Genomic DNA, 13,655 nt, shown 5'->3' on the forward strand with positions numbered 1-13,655 from the left:
AACGGGCCGGACCTGCGAGAACACCCCAGTCCGGCGGGGCGCAGAATGGGGGGATGGGGACGGACGGCGGGCGCGGTCGGGAGTGGGCGCGGCACTGGCGGTACGCGGAACTGCCCGGGCTGGACCTGCTGCGCGCCCACTACGTACGCCACACCTTTCCGCGCCACGCGCACGACGGGTACGTCATCGCCGCCGTCACGGGCGGCGTCGAGGAGGTCGGACTGCCGGGCGGGACGGTACGGGCCGGACCGGGGAGCGTCATCCTGATCAACCCCGAGGTCGCGCACACCGCCCGCGCCGGAGTTCCGGAAGGCTGGGCGTACGCCACCCTCTATCCCTCACGGGAGCTGATCACCGAGGTCGCCGCCGAGATCGGCACGCTGCGCGGAACCCCCGGCTTCACCGCCGACATGGTCGCCGACCCGCAGGCCTCGCACGTGATCACCGAGGTGCACCGGGCCGCCGAGGCCGGGAACGCGCTGGCCGCCGACACGCTCCTGCGGGGTGCGGTGGCGCGGATGCTGGAGCGGCACGCCGGGCCCCTGCCCACCCGTACGGTGCGCGGCGCGGCCGCCGCCGACGCGGCGGCGGCCCGGGCCGTCCTGGAGGAACGGATGGCCGACCCGCCGTCGCTGGAGCAGCTGGCCGCGGGACTGGGGACGAGCCCGTTCGCCCTGCTGCGGGCGTTTCGCGAGCGGTACGGGATGCCGCCGCACACCTGGCTGACCGACGCCCGCGTCCGGCGGGCGCGCCGCCTGCTGGACGCGGGCACCCCGCCGGCGGAGGCGGCCCTCGCCGTCGGCTTCACCGATCAGCCCCACCTGAACCGGCACTTCACACGGATCGTGGGGGTGCCGCCGGGCGCGTACCGGCGCGGACGGACCGCCGGTCGGGCAACGGACACGCCTCCGGCACCACCCGACGACCGCGGGCGCGCAAGAACGTACAAGACGGCTCCCACCCGCCCCGCCTAGCTTCGGCGGGTGGGAGAACAGATGGTGACGGCGTCAGGGAAACGAGAACCCGGCATACGGCAGACCCCGGCCGCGCGGCCGCGCGCCGCCGTGGTGCGGGACGCGCTCGGGGTCGGGGTGGCCGTCGGGCTGTCCGGGTTCGCGTTCGGGGTGACGGCGGCCGGCTCCGGCATCAGCGTGGCGCAGGCCTGCGTACTGAGCCTGCTCGTCTTCACCGGAGCCTCGCAGTTCGCCCTGGTCGGAGCACTCGCGGCGGGCGGGAACCCCTTCACGGCCGCCGCCGGCGCCTTCTTCCTCGGCACCCGCAACGCCTTCTACGGGTTGCGGCTGTCCCAGCTGCTCGCGCTGCCGCGCGCGGTGCGGCCCTTCGCCGCGCACTGGGTGATCGACGAGACGACCGCCGTGGCGCTGGCCCAGCCCGACCGCAAGGCGGCCCGGCTCGGCTTCGCCGTCACCGGACTCAGCCTCTACGTGCTGTGGAACCTCACCACCCTGCTGGGCGCCCTCGGCGCCGAGGCCATCGGCGACACCGCGGCGTGGGGCCTGGACGCCGCCGGGCCCGCCGTGTTCCTGGCCCTGCTCGCGCCGATGCTGAAGACCTCCACCGAGCGGGCGGTCGCCGCCCTCGCGCTCGTCCTCGGACTCGGCTTCCTGCCCGTGCTGCCCGCCGGAGTGCCCGTACTGATCGCCGCGCTCGCCGCGCCCGCCGTGCTGTGGATGAAGGGACGCCGCTCGTGAACGTCTGGATCGCGATCGGGCTCACCGTCGCCGGCTGCTACGCCGTCAAGCTCGCCGGGCTGCTCGTCCCCGCCGGCGCGCTGGAGCGACCGGTGGTGTGCAAGCTTTCCGCCCTGCTGCCCGTCGCGCTGCTCGCCGCGCTCACCGCGCAGCAGACCTTCAGCACCGGGCCCGAGCTGGTACTGGACGCCCGCGCCGCCGGGCTCGCCGCCGCCGGGCTGGCGCTGCTGCTGCGCGCCCCGTTCCTGGTGGTCGTCGCCGCGGCGGTGGTGGTCACCGCGGGCGTACGAGCCCTGGGCGGGTAGCACCCGCGGCCGGCGTTGGAGGAGCGCACTCTCCGGGGCGGGATACTGGAGGCATGCGGTTGACGATTTTCTGGGAGCGGATGGCCGAGTACTTCGGTGCGGCCTACGCGGACTCCTTCGCGCGGGACCACGTCATGACGGACCTGGGCGGGCGGACCGTCCACCAGGCGCTGGAAGCGGGCTGGGAGGCCAAGGACGTGTGGCGCGCGGTGTGTTCCGCCATGGACGTGCCGGCCTCGCTCCGCTGAGGCTGCGTCCGCGGGCCGCTGCTTCGCCGTACCGGCGGCCGGTGGGCCAGACTTGTCAGCGTGGCAGCCACTGATGAGACGACCGACCGGCCCGAACCCGCACCGTCCGCACCCGCCGAACCGCCCGCGGACGGCCCACCCGCCGACCGCGCCGCCGCCCCGGCGGGGGACGATGCGCGGATGCCGCGCTGGCTGCCGCGTGCGGTGGTCCTCGTACTGGCCCTCGTCGCCTGCTTCCAGCTCGGCAGCTGGGCCTTCCACCAGCTGATCGGGCTGTTGGTCAACATCCTGATCGCGTTCTTCCTCGCGCTCGCGATCGAACCGGCCGTCTCCCGGATGGCGGCCCGCGGCATGCGCCGCGGACTCGCCACCTTCCTGATGTTCCTCTTGGTGTTCGCCACGAGCGTCGGCTTCGTCGTCCTGCTCGGCTCGATGCTCGCCGGGCAGATCGTCGACATGGTGGGAAGTTTCCCGCGCTACCTCGACTCGGTGATCGTCTCCATCAACCGCACCTTCAACACCGACCTGTCCCGGTTGCAGATCCAGGACAGCCTGCTGCACTCCGACTGGCTGCAGAGCTATGTACAGAACAGCGCGACGGGCGTGCTCGACGTGTCCGCCACCGTGCTCGGCGGACTGTTCAAGCTGCTGACGATCGCGCTGTTCTCCTTCTACTTCGCCGCCGACGGGCCGCGGCTGCGGCGCGCGCTGTGCTCCGTACTGCCGCCCGCGAAGCAGTCCGAGGTGCTGCGCGCCTGGGAGATCGCCGTCGTCAAGACGGGCGGCTACCTCTACTCGCGCGGGCTGATGGCGCTGATCTCCGGCGCCGCCCACTACATCCTGCTGGCCGTCCTCGGCGTGCCGTACGCGCCGGCGCTGGCGGTGTGGGTGGGGCTCGTCTCCCAGTTCATCCCCACCATCGGCACCTACCTCGCGGGCGCGCTGCCGATGCTGATCGCCTTCACGATCAACCCCTGGTACGCGCTGTACGTACTGGGATTCGTCGTGGTCTACCAGCAGTTCGAGAACTACGTCCTCCAGCCCAAGCTGACCTCGAAGACCGTGGACATCCATCCGGCGGTGGCCTTCGGCTCGGTCGTCGCGGGTACCGCCCTGCTGGGCGCGGTCGGGGCGCTCATCGCGATTCCGGCCGTCGCCACGCTGCAGGCGTTCCTCGGCGCGTACGTGAAGCGGTACGAGCTGACGGAGGACGCGCACGCTTCTACGGCCGGCCGTCGTCCGTGGCGACGCCGAGTACGGATGCCAAGGCTTCGCTGACGGTGGCCTCGACGCCGGCCTTCTCCACGCCGAGGCCGCTGAGCAGCCCCTCGCCGTTCTCCAGCTCCAGGAGCGCGAGCAGGACGTGCTCGGTGCCGACGTAGTCGTGGCCAAGGCGCAGGGCCTCGCGGAAGGTGAGCTCCAGGGCCTTCTTCGCGGAGGCGTCGAAGGGGATGAGGTCGGGGACGTGGGCCTGCGCCGGGGGCAGGGCCGCGAGGGCGGCGGCGCGTACGCCTTCCGCGGAGACCCCCTGGGCGCGCAGGGCGAGCGCCGCGAAGCCCTCGGGCTCGGCCAGCAGGCCCAGCGCGAGGTGCTCGGTGCGGATCTCGGTGCCGCCGGCCGCGCGGGCCTCGTTCTGCGCGGCCATGACGACGTTGCGGGCGCGGGGGGTGAACCGGCCGAAGCCCTGGCTGGGGTCGAGGGCGCCGTCGCCCTTGTCGCCGGCCTTGTCGGCCTTGGGGACGAAGCGCTTCTGGGCGGCCTGCCGGGTGACGCCCATGCTCCGGCCGATGTCGGTCCAGGAGGCGCCGGAACGACGGGCCTGGTCGACGAAGTGGCCGATGAGGTGGTCCGCCACGTCACCGAGGTGTTCGGCGGCGACGACGGCGCCGCTGAGCTGCTCCAGGGTGTCGGGGTGGACCTTCTTGATGGCCTCGATGAGGTCGTCGAGGCGTACCGGGTTGGTCATGCGAACGGGTTCCACTGAAGGGTTCGTCATGAATGCAACCGTAGGTTGACAGTCGGAAGAGTGTCAACCCTGGGTTGTCACTCGCCTTGCCCGGGGGGTGGGGCGTGGTGCGCTTGACAGGAAAATCGAACATCCATTCTGATGAGTTATCCACAGCCGAACCGGTCGTGGGGCGCATTGTCAGTGGCAGGCATTAGCGTCAATGGCGTGAAGCGATCGACTCAAGCAAACCGGGTGGAACCCATGGCAGGCACCGACCGCGAGAAGGCTCTCGACGCCGCGCTCGCACAGATTGAACGGCAATTCGGCAAGGGTGCGGTCATGCGCCTCGGCGACAAGCCGAACGACCCCATCGAGGTCATCCCCACCGGGTCGACCGCACTGGACATCGCCCTCGGTGTCGGCGGGCTGCCCCGCGGCCGTGTGATCGAGGTGTACGGGCCGGAATCCTCCGGTAAGACGACCCTGACCCTCCACGCCGTGGCCAATGCGCAGAAGGCCGGCGGCACCGTTGCCTTCGTGGACGCCGAGCACGCGCTCGACCCCGAGTACGCGAAGGCCCTCGGCGTCGACACCGACAACCTCATCCTGTCCCAGCCGGACACCGGCGAACAGGCGCTGGAGATCGTGGACATGCTCGTCCGCTCCGGTGCCCTCGACCTGATCGTCATCGACTCCGTGGCGGCCCTGGTGCCGCGTGCGGAGATCGAGGGCGAGATGGGCGACTCCCACGTGGGTCTCCAGGCCCGCCTGATGAGCCAGGCGCTCCGGAAGATCACCGGTGCGCTCAGCCAGTCCAAGACCACCGCGATCTTCATCAACCAGCTCCGCGAGAAGATCGGTGTGATGTTCGGCTCGCCGGAGACCACCACCGGTGGCCGCGCGCTGAAGTTCTACGCCTCCGTACGCCTCGACATCCGCCGCATCGAGACCCTCAAGGACGGCACGGACGCGGTCGGCAACCGCACCCGCGTCAAGGTGGTCAAGAACAAGGTCGCGCCGCCCTTCAAGCAGGCCGAGTTCGACATCCTCTACGGCCACGGCATCAGCCGTGAGGGCGGCCTGATCGACATGGGCGTCGAGCACGGCTTCGTGCGCAAGGCCGGCGCCTGGTACACGTACGAGGGCGACCAGCTCGGCCAGGGCAAGGAGAACGCGCGGAAGTTCCTCTGCGACAACCCCGCCCTGTCCGACGAGATCGAGCGGAAGATCAAGGAGAAGCTGGGCGTGGGGGTCCGCAAGGACGCCGCCACCGCAGAGGCCACCACCGACGCGGCGGGTGCGCCCGCCGACGCCGCGGCCGTACCCGCCCCGGCACCGAAGGCCAAGACGACGGCCAAGGCCGCCGTGGCCAAGAGCTGACCCGTGCGGGAGCAGGAAAGGGGCGGCGGTGAGAAGCGAGGCGGTCGCGAAGGCCGTCAGGAGCTGCCGCCCCAGAGCCCCGAGGAGCAGGCGCGGGCGATCTGCCTGCGCCTGCTCACCGGGAGCCCTCGCACCCGTCGCCAGCTCGCGGACGCCCTGGACAAGCGGGGCATCCCCGAGGAGGTGTCGCAGCAGGTCCTCTCCCGGTACGAGGAAGTGGGCCTGATCGACGACGCCGCCTTCGCCGGAGCCTGGGTCGAGTCCCGGCACCGCGGCCGGGGCCTGGCCCGCCGGGCGCTCGCGCAGGAGCTGCGGACCAAGGGGGTGCACGCCACCCTCGTGGAAGAGGCCCTGGAACTGCTGGACTCCGAACAGGAGGAGCAGACCGCCCGGGAACTCGTGGAGCGCAAGCTCCGCGCCACCCGGGGCCTGGACCGGGACAAGCGGATCCGGCGCCTCGCCGGGATGCTCGCCCGCAAGGGGTACCCGGAGGGCATGGCCCTGAGGGTGGTCCGCCGCGCGCTGGAGGCGGAGGCCGCGCACGAGGGCGAGGACCAGTACGAGGGCGAGGACCAGTAGGGGACAGGCGTTCCGGGGTACCTGGGGGAGTGACGGCCGCCGTTCCGCGGCCGTCTCCCCGGGGCCGGCGGCCGCACCCTGGGGCGGCCTGAGCGCGGCCACCCCCCGCCTCGACGGACACAGTCCCTCAGGAAACGGGCAGGCCCGCCGACTTCCAGGCCTGGAAGCCGCCGGTCAGGTCCGTCGCCCGGCGAAGGCCCAGGGCGTGCAGCGAGGCCGCGGCCAGGGTGGAGGCGTAGCCCTCGTTGCAGATCACCACCACCTGGAGGTCGTGGCTCGTCGCCTCCGGCGCACGGTGACTTCCCCCGGGGTCCATGCGCCACTCCAGTTCGTTGCGTTCGATCACCAGCGCGCCCGGGATCAGGCCGTCGCGCTCACGCAGGGCCTGGTAGCGGATGTCCACGAGAAGCGCGCCGTGGTGGGAGGAGGCGGCGTAGGCCTCCTGCGGCGTGACGCGGGTGTAGGTCGCGCGGACCCGCTCCAACAGTTGGTCGATGCCGATCCGGGCGCTCACTGCCAGTCCGCCGGACGCTCGACGTGTTCCAGGGTGAGCACGGGACCGCTGCGGCTGTAGCGGCGGATCAGCGGCAGCGGCGGGTAGTACGCGTGCACCGAGATCGCGTGCGCGACCGGGGACTCGTTGACGACCTCGTGCACATGGTGCCGCCCGAAGGCCCGCCCGGTGCCCGCACGCAGGCTGCGCCTGCGGTCCACGGCCGGGGCGAGGCGCAGCGACTGCCAGCCCTCCGAGGGCAGGCGTACGGACAGCGAGTGCTCGGTGAGCCGGCCCCGGGCGGTGGCGAACGCGCCCCGCGACTCGGCGTGGTCGTGCCAGCCGGTGCCGGTTCCCGGCGGCCAGCCGATCAGCCAGGCCTCGCCGCCGGCCGGGCCGTCCAGCCGGATCCAGGTGCGGCCCTGCGGGTCGAGCGGCAGCGAGCCGACGACGTCGGGGTCGGCCGCCGTCCGGAGGGCGAAGTCGAGCAGTTCGGCGGCTTTGGGCCCACCGGCCACCACAGCGCCGGCGGCAGGGGCAGGGGGAGCGGCGGCAGCAGAGGTACGGGCGCGCGGGGATGCGGACATGGGAGAGGACCGTTCCTGGGGTTCGCGGAAGCGCGCGCAGGCAGGTGAGGGCACGGGGCGCGCGGGGGGAAAGGCGAATCAGCAGGAAGAGCGACACACGCAGCCCGCGTAGCGGAGCAGGTCCATATGGACCCTCCGCCACAGGCGTACGTCGTTGCCGGTCATGCGCGGAGTGAACCACGACCGGGCGGAGGGGGTCAATCGACCACGGCGGTAGGTGTCGTGGACGGTTTCGCCCCGGGCTGCGCGGCGGACGGCGCTCCGGGCTGCGCTCCGGGCCTGGCGGCCGGCGGCGCGAACGGCTCCGGCGCGCCCGCGCGGACCGAGTCCGCAGCCTCGTACAGCTCCGCCGGGCGGACCCCCGCGAACGTCGCCGCGAGGTGCCCGTCGGGCCGGACGAGGAGGACGGTGTGCGCCGGCGCCCCCGGGTAGCCGTCCGCGACCACGAGATCCGTGCGCACCGGCAGGGCGCTCACGGCCGCCGCGAGGCGGGGCATCAGCCCGGCGCCGAGCCAGTGGCGCCGGTCCCAGACCCCGGTGCCGGGAGCGACCAGGACCACCAGCAGCCGGCCGCGCCCCAGCAGGTCGCGCAGGGGGACGGTCGACCCGTCGGGCGCGGTCACCGGTACGTTCGCCACCGGACCGCCCGGCTCCGTGGCCGTCGGGACCTCCCGTACGGCCACCGGCGGGGCGTACGTCGGCTCCGCGCCCAGCGGTCCCCGCCCCAGGTGACCGTCGGTGAGCAGGAGTTCACCGCTGCGGCCGGCTCCGGGCAGGTAGCCGCGGATCCCGCCCCCGCCGCGCAGCACGGGCACGGCCTGGTCGGCCGCGCGCAGCCGGGCCGCGACGGCGGTGCGCCGCTCGCTCTCGTAGCTGTCGAGCAGGGCCTCGGAGGCCCCCTGGTGCCAGGCGAGGGACAGCTTCCACGCCAGGTTCTCGGCGTCCCGGAGCCCCTCCTCCACTCCCTGGGTGCCGACCGCGCCCAGCAGGTGGGCGGCGTCCCCGGCGAGGAAGGCGCGGCCGTCGCGCCAGCGGCGGGCGAGGCGGTGGTGCAGGGTGTGGACGCCGGTGTCGAGGAGGTCGTACGGGGGCGTCGTGCCCCCGCACCACATCGCGAGGCTGTCCCGGATGAGGGTCACCATCATGTCGGGGGTCACCAGGTCCCCGCGCGGCGGCAGCAGCCAGTCCAGCCCCCACACCCCGTCGGGCAGCGGGCGCGCGGTGACCTCGGAGAGTCCGTCCGTCCGGCTGCGGTGCAGCAAGGCCTCGCCGGGCCAGGGGAGTTCGGTGCGCAGCGCGGCCACGGCGTGCCGTTCCACGGCGGTGCGGCCGGGGAAGCGGATGCCGAGCAGTTTGCGCACGGTGGAGCGGGCGCCGTCACAGCCGACCAGGTGGCTTCCGCGCCACCACGTGGTCTCGGCACCCCGGGTGTGGGCGGTGACTCCGTGGCCGTCCTGCTCGACGGCGTCCAGGCGGCTGTCGGTGATCAGCTGGACCAGCGGGTGCGTGGTGGCCGCTTCGCGCAGGCCGCGGGTCAGGGCGTGCTGCGGCAGGTGCAGGGGGGCGGGGTGGTCCTCGAAGGTGATCCGCTGGGTGGGCTGCCGTCGCCGCATGGTGCGCCAGGCGGCGAAGTACGCGCCCTCGTCGCGCAGCGTCGTACACCCCAGCCGGTGCACCATGGCCGCGGTGTCGGCGTGCAGGACGACCGTACGGGCGGGCCGGGGTTCCTCCTTGCCGGGCCCTTCGTCGAGCACGAGGGAGGGCACGCCCTGGCCGGCCAGCGCGAGGGACAGGGACAGTCCGACGGGGCCCGCGCCGACGACGATCACCGGGTCCATGATGCGGCTCCCGATGTCCGGTATGTGATCACAGAACGTATGCAACCCACTGGAGGTGCCTGCGTCAAGTGACGCCGGTCCGGACAACGCCGTGTGGTGCGGCGGAAGAGTTCCGCCGCACCACACGGGTTACGCGCTATGACTGACCGTACGTCAGGCCACTGTCAATGCTTGTCAGGACCGCCGGGCGGGTTCGCCGTGGCGCCGGCCACGTCCTCCATCTCGGCGACGACGACCACCGCGCCGCTGCTCTTCGTCGACGCGCGCAGCCGGCCCTCGAGCCACGAGGCGAAGCTGGTGAGGGCGAAGTTCACCGCGATGAAGAGCAGCGCGATCACGACGAGGGTCGCGATGGTGTTGCTGTAGTTGGCCGAGATCTGCCGGTTCATCGACATCAGTTCGGCGAGGCCGAGCACCGCGCCGCCCAGCGCCGTGTCCTTGAGGATCACCACGAGCTGGCTGACCAGGGCCGGCAGCATGGCCGTGACGGCCTGCGGGATCAGCACGTACATCATGGTCTGGCCCTTGCGCATGCCGATCGCCTTGGCCGCGTCCGTCTGGCCCGAGGGCAGGGACAGCACGCCCGCCCGGACGATCTCGGCGATGACGGCGGCGTTGTAGAGCACCAGGCCGGTGATCACCGCGTACAGGGGCCGGATGTCGGAGGAGACGCCGGTGAACTGCACGTAGAACGCTGAGCCGAACAGCATCAGCATCAGCACCGGGATGGCGCGGAAGAACTCGACCACAGCGCCGACCGGGACCCGCACCCAGGCGTGGTCGGAGAGCCGGCCGATGCCGAACAGGGCGCCGAGCGGGATCGCGATCACCATGGCGATCGCGCCGGCCTTGAGGGTCTCCAGGAGGCCGGGGATCAGGAAGGTCGTCCAGATCTGGCCGTCGGTGACGAAGGGGGTCCACTTGTCGGCGTCGAGCTGGTTCTTCTCCGCCATGACGGACAGCACCCACCACAGGGCGAGGCCGAACAGGACGAGGAAGCCCCCGCTGTAGATCCAGTTGCGCGCCTTGGCCTTGGGGCCCGGGGCGTCGTACAGCACGGAGGTCATCGCTTCACCGCCACTCGCTTGGCCACCCAGCCCAGCAGCAGGCCGGTGGGCAGGGTCAGCAGACAGAAGCCGAGGGCGAAGACGCCGAAGACCGCGAAGAGCGCGTCCGCCTCGTTCTCGACCATTTCCTTCATCAGCAGGGCCGCTTCGGCCACGCCGATGGCCGCCGCCACCGTGGTGTTCTTGGTGAGTGCGATCAGTACGTTGGTGAGCGGCGCGACGACCGCCCGGAAGGCCTGTGGGAGCACGATCAGGGTGAGTACCTGGAAGAAGCTCAGCCCCAGCGCGCGGGCCGCTTCTGCCTGCCCCACGGGCACGGTGTTGATGCCCGAGCGCAGCGCCTCGCAGACGAAGGTGCCGGTGTAGGCGATCAGTCCGAGGACCGCGAGCCGGAAACCGGTCTCCTTGAAGGTGCCGCCGCCCAGCGTGATGCCGAGCGTCTGGCTCAGACCCAGCGAGCAGGCGATGATCAGCACGGTCAGCGGGGTGTTGCGCACCACGTTGACGTAGGTGGTGCCGAAACCGCGCAGGAGCGGGACCGGGCTGACCCGCATCCCGGCCAGGACGGTTCCCCAGATCAGGGATCCGACCGCCGAGTACAGGGTGAGCTGAACCGTCACCCAGAAGGCTCCGAGCAGGTCGTACTGCCCGGAATTAAGAAAATCGAACACGATGCCCTGCGCTCTCCCCAGGATGGCCGGTGAGGTGCGCCGCCGCCCGTGGCAGGCGGGCGGCGACGTCCCTCACCGATGAATCAGCTGCCTTCGGTGATCTGCGGAGCAGGCTCGCTCTTGTAGTCGGCCGGGCCGAAGTTCTTCTGCACGGCGGCCTCCCAGGCGCCGTCCGCGACCATCTTCTTGAGCGCGGCGTTGACCTTGGTCTGGAGCTCCTTGTCGCCCTTCTTCAGACCGATGCCGTAGGGCTCGTTGCTCATGCTCAGGCCGACCAGCTTGAACTTGCCCTTGTTCTTCTCCTGCGCGGCGTAGCCGGCCAGGATCGAGTTGTCCGTGGTCAGCGCGTCCAGGGCCTTGTTCTCCAGGCCGGTGAGGCACTCGGAGTAGCCCTGAGCCTGCTGGAGGTCGGCGTCGGGGGCCAGCTTCTGCTTGATGTTCTGCGCGGATGTGGAGCCGGCGACCGAGCAGAGCTTCTTCTTGTTCAGGTCCTCGGGCTTGGTGATCGAGGTGTCGTCGGCGCGGACCAGCAAGTCCTGGTGGGCCAGGAAGTACGGGCCGGCGAAGTCGACCTTCTCCTTGCGCTTGTCGTTGATCGTGTAGCTCGCGACGACCAGCTTGACGTCGCCGTTCGAGATCAGATTCTCGCGCTCGGAGCTGACCGCCTGCTTCCACTCGATCTGGTCCGGCTGGTAGCCGAGCTCCTTCGCCACGTACGTGGCGACGTCGACGTCGAAGCCCGAGACCTTGCCGTCGGGGCTCTTCAGGCCCAGACCCGGCTGGTCGAACTTGATGCCGATGACGAGCTTGTCGTTGCCGCCGGCTTCACCGCCCTTGTCGCTGCCGCCGCCACAGGCGGTCGCGGTCAGGGCAAGGGTGACGGCGACGGCCGCGGCCGCACCGGCCTTGAAAACCTTCATGGTGAACTTCCCTCGGATGAGACGGTTTTGAACGACGAGCGACGAGTGCGACGAGCGCACCGCCGACGGAGCCGGTTCCGGCAGGTATCCGCCACCGGATGCCTACCAGACCGAAGCGTCAGTGGTGCAGGATCTTCGACAGGAAGTCCTTGGCGCGGTCACTGCGCGGGTTGCTGAAGAACTGCTCCGGCACGGCCTCTTCGACGATCTTGCCGTCGGCCATGAAGACGACCCGGTTGGCCGCGGAGCGGGCGAAGCCCATCTCGTGCGTGACGACCACCATCGTCATCCCCTCCCGGGCGAGCTGCTGCATGACCTCCAGCACCTCATTGATCATCTCCGGGTCGAGCGCCGAGGTCGGCTCGTCGAACAGCATCACCTTCGGGTCCATGGCCAGCGCGCGGGCGATCGCCACACGCTGCTGCTGGCCGCCGGAGAGCTGCGCCGGGTACTTGTCGGCCTGCGAGCCGACCCCCACCCGGTCCAGCAGCGACTTCGCCTTCTCCAGGGCGGCGGCCTGGTCCATCTTGCGGACCTTGAGCTGGCCCAGCATGACGTTCTGGAGCACCGTCTTGTGCGCGAAGAGGTTGAACGACTGGAAGACCATGCCGACGTCGGCGCGCAGCCTGGCCAGCTCCTTGCCCTCGGCCGGCAGCGGCTTCCCGTCGAGCGTGATGGTGCCCGAGTCGATCGTCTCCAGGCGGTTGATGGTCCGGCACAGCGTGGACTTGCCCGATCCCGAAGGACCGATCACGACGACGACCTCACCGCGGGCGATGCTCAGATCGATGTCCTGAAGCACGTGCAGCGCGCCGAAGTGCTTGTTGACGTTGCTCAGTACGACCAGGTCGTCCGCGGCACCGGCCGCGTCCTGCACGTCCTTGGTCACTGATACTCCGCTCATCGGCTTCTTGCTCCGTCCTCCTCGGTTGGGAGGACAGTAGTGACGTAGTGCGCACATCGTCACCACATCTGAGGGAGAATTGAGCATAACGATCCGGCCTCGCCCGGATACGCTCAGTGCACGGACCGGCCGTGGTGCCTGTGTGCTCGTACCGGGTGCATAACGGAAGGCGCGCCGGACCGGAACCCCCTTGACGTGGGACTCCGCATCGGCGTGGATGCAGGGTGGTCATCATCTGTACGGAAACCGAAGCGGACGAAGAGGAAAGGGGGACGGCGCCATGAGGCTGCTGCTCGTCGAGGACGACGACCACGTCGCCGCCGCCCTGTCCGCGATCCTCGCCCGGCACGGCTTCCAGGTGACCCACGCACGCAACGGCGAAGAGGCCCTGCAAGCACTGCTGCCCGCCGGCGCCCAGCCCCACGTCTCTCCCTACGGGGTGATCCTGCTCGACCTCGGCCTGCCCGACCAGGACGGCTACGAGGTGTGCGGCAAGATCCGCAAACGCACCGCCACGCCCGTCATCATGGTGACAGCGCGGGCCGACGTACGGTCCCGGATCCACGGCCTGAACATGGGCGCCGACGACTATGTCGTCAAGCCCTACGACACCGGCGAACTCCTCGCCCGCATCCACGCCGTCGCCCGCCGCACCGGCGCCTCCGAGGAGGCCGCCGCCAACGGGACCGGTGCGCCCGCCGTGGTCCGCCTCGGGCCGGTCAGCATCGAGCTGCCCACCCGCCGGGTCAGCGTCGACGGCGCCGACGTGCCCCTCACCCGGAAGGAATTCGACCTGCTGGCCCTGCTCGCGCAGCGGCCCGGCGTCGTCTTCCGCCGCGAGCAGATCATCAGCGAGGTCTGGCGCACCAGCTGGGAGGGGACCGGGCGGACCCTGGAGGTCCACGTCGCCTCGCTGCGCTCCAAGCTGGGCCTGCCCGCGCTCATCGAGACGGTCCGCGGGGTGGGCTACCGGCTCGTCACCCCGGCCGCCCCCTAGCGGGCC

Annotated in this window: 17 protein-coding genes; 8 read left to right on the top strand and 9 right to left on the bottom strand. The window is 71.3% G+C overall.

Annotation, left to right across the window (positions count from 1 at the left end; translation table 11 throughout):
* The first annotated feature begins 53 nt into the window (after positions 1–53).
* The 5 genes from ABZX75_RS29860 (at position 54) to ABZX75_RS29880 (ending at position 3,543) form a co-directional block, all read left to right on the top strand.
* The gene (locus ABZX75_RS29860) at positions 54–974 is read left to right on the top strand and encodes an AraC family transcriptional regulator (protein WP_355415959.1); all 921 of its coding nucleotides are present in this window, start codon (positions 54–56) and stop codon (positions 972–974) included.
* A 21-nt stretch (positions 975–995) separates the two neighbouring features.
* Positions 996–1,712, top strand: a complete 717-nt coding sequence (locus ABZX75_RS29865; protein ID WP_355416012.1) for an AzlC family ABC transporter permease — start codon at positions 996–998, stop codon at positions 1,710–1,712.
* The gene (locus ABZX75_RS29870) at positions 1,709–2,017 is read left to right on the top strand and encodes an AzlD domain-containing protein (protein WP_355415961.1); all 309 of its coding nucleotides are present in this window, start codon (positions 1,709–1,711) and stop codon (positions 2,015–2,017) included. Before ABZX75_RS29865 ends, ABZX75_RS29870 begins: the two co-directional genes overlap by 4 nt.
* A gap of 53 nt (positions 2,018–2,070) precedes the next feature.
* Positions 2,071–2,265: a DUF3046 domain-containing protein gene (locus ABZX75_RS29875; protein WP_355415963.1), complete on the top strand. Its 195-nt coding sequence runs from the start codon at positions 2,071–2,073 to the stop codon at positions 2,263–2,265.
* A gap of 180 nt (positions 2,266–2,445) precedes the next feature.
* Positions 2,446–3,543, top strand: a complete 1,098-nt coding sequence (locus tag ABZX75_RS29880; RefSeq protein ID WP_355416014.1) for an AI-2E family transporter — start codon at positions 2,446–2,448, stop codon at positions 3,541–3,543.
* Here the strand turns inward: ABZX75_RS29880 and ABZX75_RS29885 are convergent.
* Positions 3,488–4,261, bottom strand: coding sequence for a Clp protease N-terminal domain-containing protein (locus ABZX75_RS29885; RefSeq protein ID WP_355415965.1), 774 nt, complete (start codon positions 4,259–4,261; stop codon positions 3,488–3,490). The genes ABZX75_RS29880 and ABZX75_RS29885 overlap by 56 nt on opposite strands.
* Positions 4,262–4,474: 213 nt before the next feature.
* On the opposite strand from ABZX75_RS29885, the gene recA reads away from it, so the two are divergent.
* Both recA and recX read left to right on the top strand, forming a co-directional pair.
* Complete coding sequence (recA, locus tag ABZX75_RS29890; protein ID WP_355415966.1) at positions 4,475–5,593, top strand: recombinase RecA; 1,119 nt, start codon at positions 4,475–4,477, stop codon at positions 5,591–5,593.
* Positions 5,594–5,596: 3 nt separating this feature from the next.
* Positions 5,597–6,172 carry a recombination regulator RecX gene (gene recX / locus ABZX75_RS29895; RefSeq protein WP_355415968.1) on the top strand — a complete coding sequence of 192 codons (576 nt, stop codon included), beginning with the start codon at positions 5,597–5,599 and terminating at the stop codon, positions 6,170–6,172.
* Between the two features lie 127 nt (positions 6,173–6,299).
* Here the strand turns inward: recX and ABZX75_RS29900 are convergent, their stop codons facing one another.
* From ABZX75_RS29900 to ABZX75_RS29935, 8 genes are all read right to left on the bottom strand, one after another.
* Complete coding sequence (locus tag ABZX75_RS29900) at positions 6,300–6,686, bottom strand: rhodanese-like domain-containing protein (protein WP_355415970.1); 387 nt, start codon at positions 6,684–6,686, stop codon at positions 6,300–6,302.
* Positions 6,683–7,252, bottom strand: coding sequence for a cysteine dioxygenase (locus ABZX75_RS29905; RefSeq protein WP_355415972.1), 570 nt, complete (start codon positions 7,250–7,252; stop codon positions 6,683–6,685). Before ABZX75_RS29905 ends, ABZX75_RS29900 begins: the two co-directional genes overlap by 4 nt.
* Before the next feature lie 78 nt (positions 7,253–7,330).
* Positions 7,331–7,417: a putative leader peptide gene (locus ABZX75_RS29910; RefSeq protein WP_355416016.1), complete on the bottom strand. Its 87-nt coding sequence runs from the start codon at positions 7,415–7,417 to the stop codon at positions 7,331–7,333.
* A 32-nt stretch (positions 7,418–7,449) separates the two neighbouring features.
* On the bottom strand, positions 7,450–9,090 hold the full coding sequence (locus tag ABZX75_RS29915) for an FAD-dependent monooxygenase (RefSeq protein WP_355415974.1): 1,641 nt from the start codon (positions 9,088–9,090) through the stop codon (positions 7,450–7,452).
* Positions 9,091–9,254: 164 nt separating this feature from the next.
* Positions 9,255–10,157, bottom strand: a complete 903-nt coding sequence (locus ABZX75_RS29920; RefSeq protein WP_355415976.1) for an amino acid ABC transporter permease — start codon at positions 10,155–10,157, stop codon at positions 9,255–9,257.
* The gene (locus ABZX75_RS29925; protein WP_355415978.1) at positions 10,154–10,828 is read right to left on the bottom strand and encodes an amino acid ABC transporter permease; all 675 of its coding nucleotides are present in this window, start codon (positions 10,826–10,828) and stop codon (positions 10,154–10,156) included. Before ABZX75_RS29925 ends, ABZX75_RS29920 begins: the two co-directional genes overlap by 4 nt.
* Positions 10,829–10,911: 83 nt before the next feature.
* Positions 10,912–11,748: a glutamate ABC transporter substrate-binding protein gene (locus tag ABZX75_RS29930; protein WP_355415980.1), complete on the bottom strand. Its 837-nt coding sequence runs from the start codon at positions 11,746–11,748 to the stop codon at positions 10,912–10,914.
* A gap of 118 nt (positions 11,749–11,866) precedes the next feature.
* Positions 11,867–12,652, bottom strand: coding sequence for an amino acid ABC transporter ATP-binding protein (locus tag ABZX75_RS29935; RefSeq protein WP_355415982.1), 786 nt, complete (start codon positions 12,650–12,652; stop codon positions 11,867–11,869).
* A gap of 280 nt (positions 12,653–12,932) precedes the next feature.
* On the opposite strand from ABZX75_RS29935, the gene ABZX75_RS29940 reads away from it, so the two are divergent.
* Entirely contained in the window at positions 12,933–13,649 is a 717-nt protein-coding gene (locus ABZX75_RS29940) for a response regulator transcription factor (RefSeq protein WP_355415984.1), read from the top strand.
* Positions 13,650–13,655: the final 6 nt, after the last annotated feature.

The organism is Streptomyces sp. NPDC003038 (assembly GCF_040611115.1).
Classification (GTDB): Bacteria; Actinomycetota; Actinomycetes; order Streptomycetales; family Streptomycetaceae; genus Streptomyces.

Bases quoted from the DNA above. Each gene is read 5' to 3' on its own strand.
- ABZX75_RS29860 (WP_355415959.1), top strand. From the start codon at position 54: ATGGGGACGGACGGCGGGCGCGGTCGGGAGTGGGCGCGGCACTGGCGG.
- ABZX75_RS29865 (WP_355416012.1), top strand. From the start codon at position 996: ATGGTGACGGCGTCAGGGAAACGAGAACCCGGCATACGGCAGACCCCG.
- ABZX75_RS29875 (WP_355415963.1), top strand. From the start codon at position 2,071: ATGCGGTTGACGATTTTCTGGGAGCGGATGGCCGAGTACTTCGGTGCG.
- ABZX75_RS29880 (WP_355416014.1), top strand. From the start codon at position 2,446: ATGCCGCGCTGGCTGCCGCGTGCGGTGGTCCTCGTACTGGCCCTCGTC.
- ABZX75_RS29885 (WP_355415965.1), bottom strand. From the start codon at position 4,261: ATGACGAACCCTTCAGTGGAACCCGTTCGCATGACCAACCCGGTACGC.
- recA (WP_355415966.1), top strand. From the start codon at position 4,475: ATGGCAGGCACCGACCGCGAGAAGGCTCTCGACGCCGCGCTCGCACAG.
- ABZX75_RS29905 (WP_355415972.1), bottom strand. From the start codon at position 7,252: ATGTCCGCATCCCCGCGCGCCCGTACCTCTGCTGCCGCCGCTCCCCCT.
- ABZX75_RS29910 (WP_355416016.1), bottom strand. From the start codon at position 7,417: ATGACCGGCAACGACGTACGCCTGTGGCGGAGGGTCCATATGGACCTG.
- ABZX75_RS29915 (WP_355415974.1), bottom strand. From the start codon at position 9,090: ATGGACCCGGTGATCGTCGTCGGCGCGGGCCCCGTCGGACTGTCCCTG.
- ABZX75_RS29920 (WP_355415976.1), bottom strand. From the start codon at position 10,157: ATGACCTCCGTGCTGTACGACGCCCCGGGCCCCAAGGCCAAGGCGCGC.
- ABZX75_RS29930 (WP_355415980.1), bottom strand. From the start codon at position 11,748: ATGAAGGTTTTCAAGGCCGGTGCGGCCGCGGCCGTCGCCGTCACCCTT.
- ABZX75_RS29935 (WP_355415982.1), bottom strand. From the start codon at position 12,652: ATGAGCGGAGTATCAGTGACCAAGGACGTGCAGGACGCGGCCGGTGCC.
- ABZX75_RS29940 (WP_355415984.1), top strand. From the start codon at position 12,933: ATGAGGCTGCTGCTCGTCGAGGACGACGACCACGTCGCCGCCGCCCTG.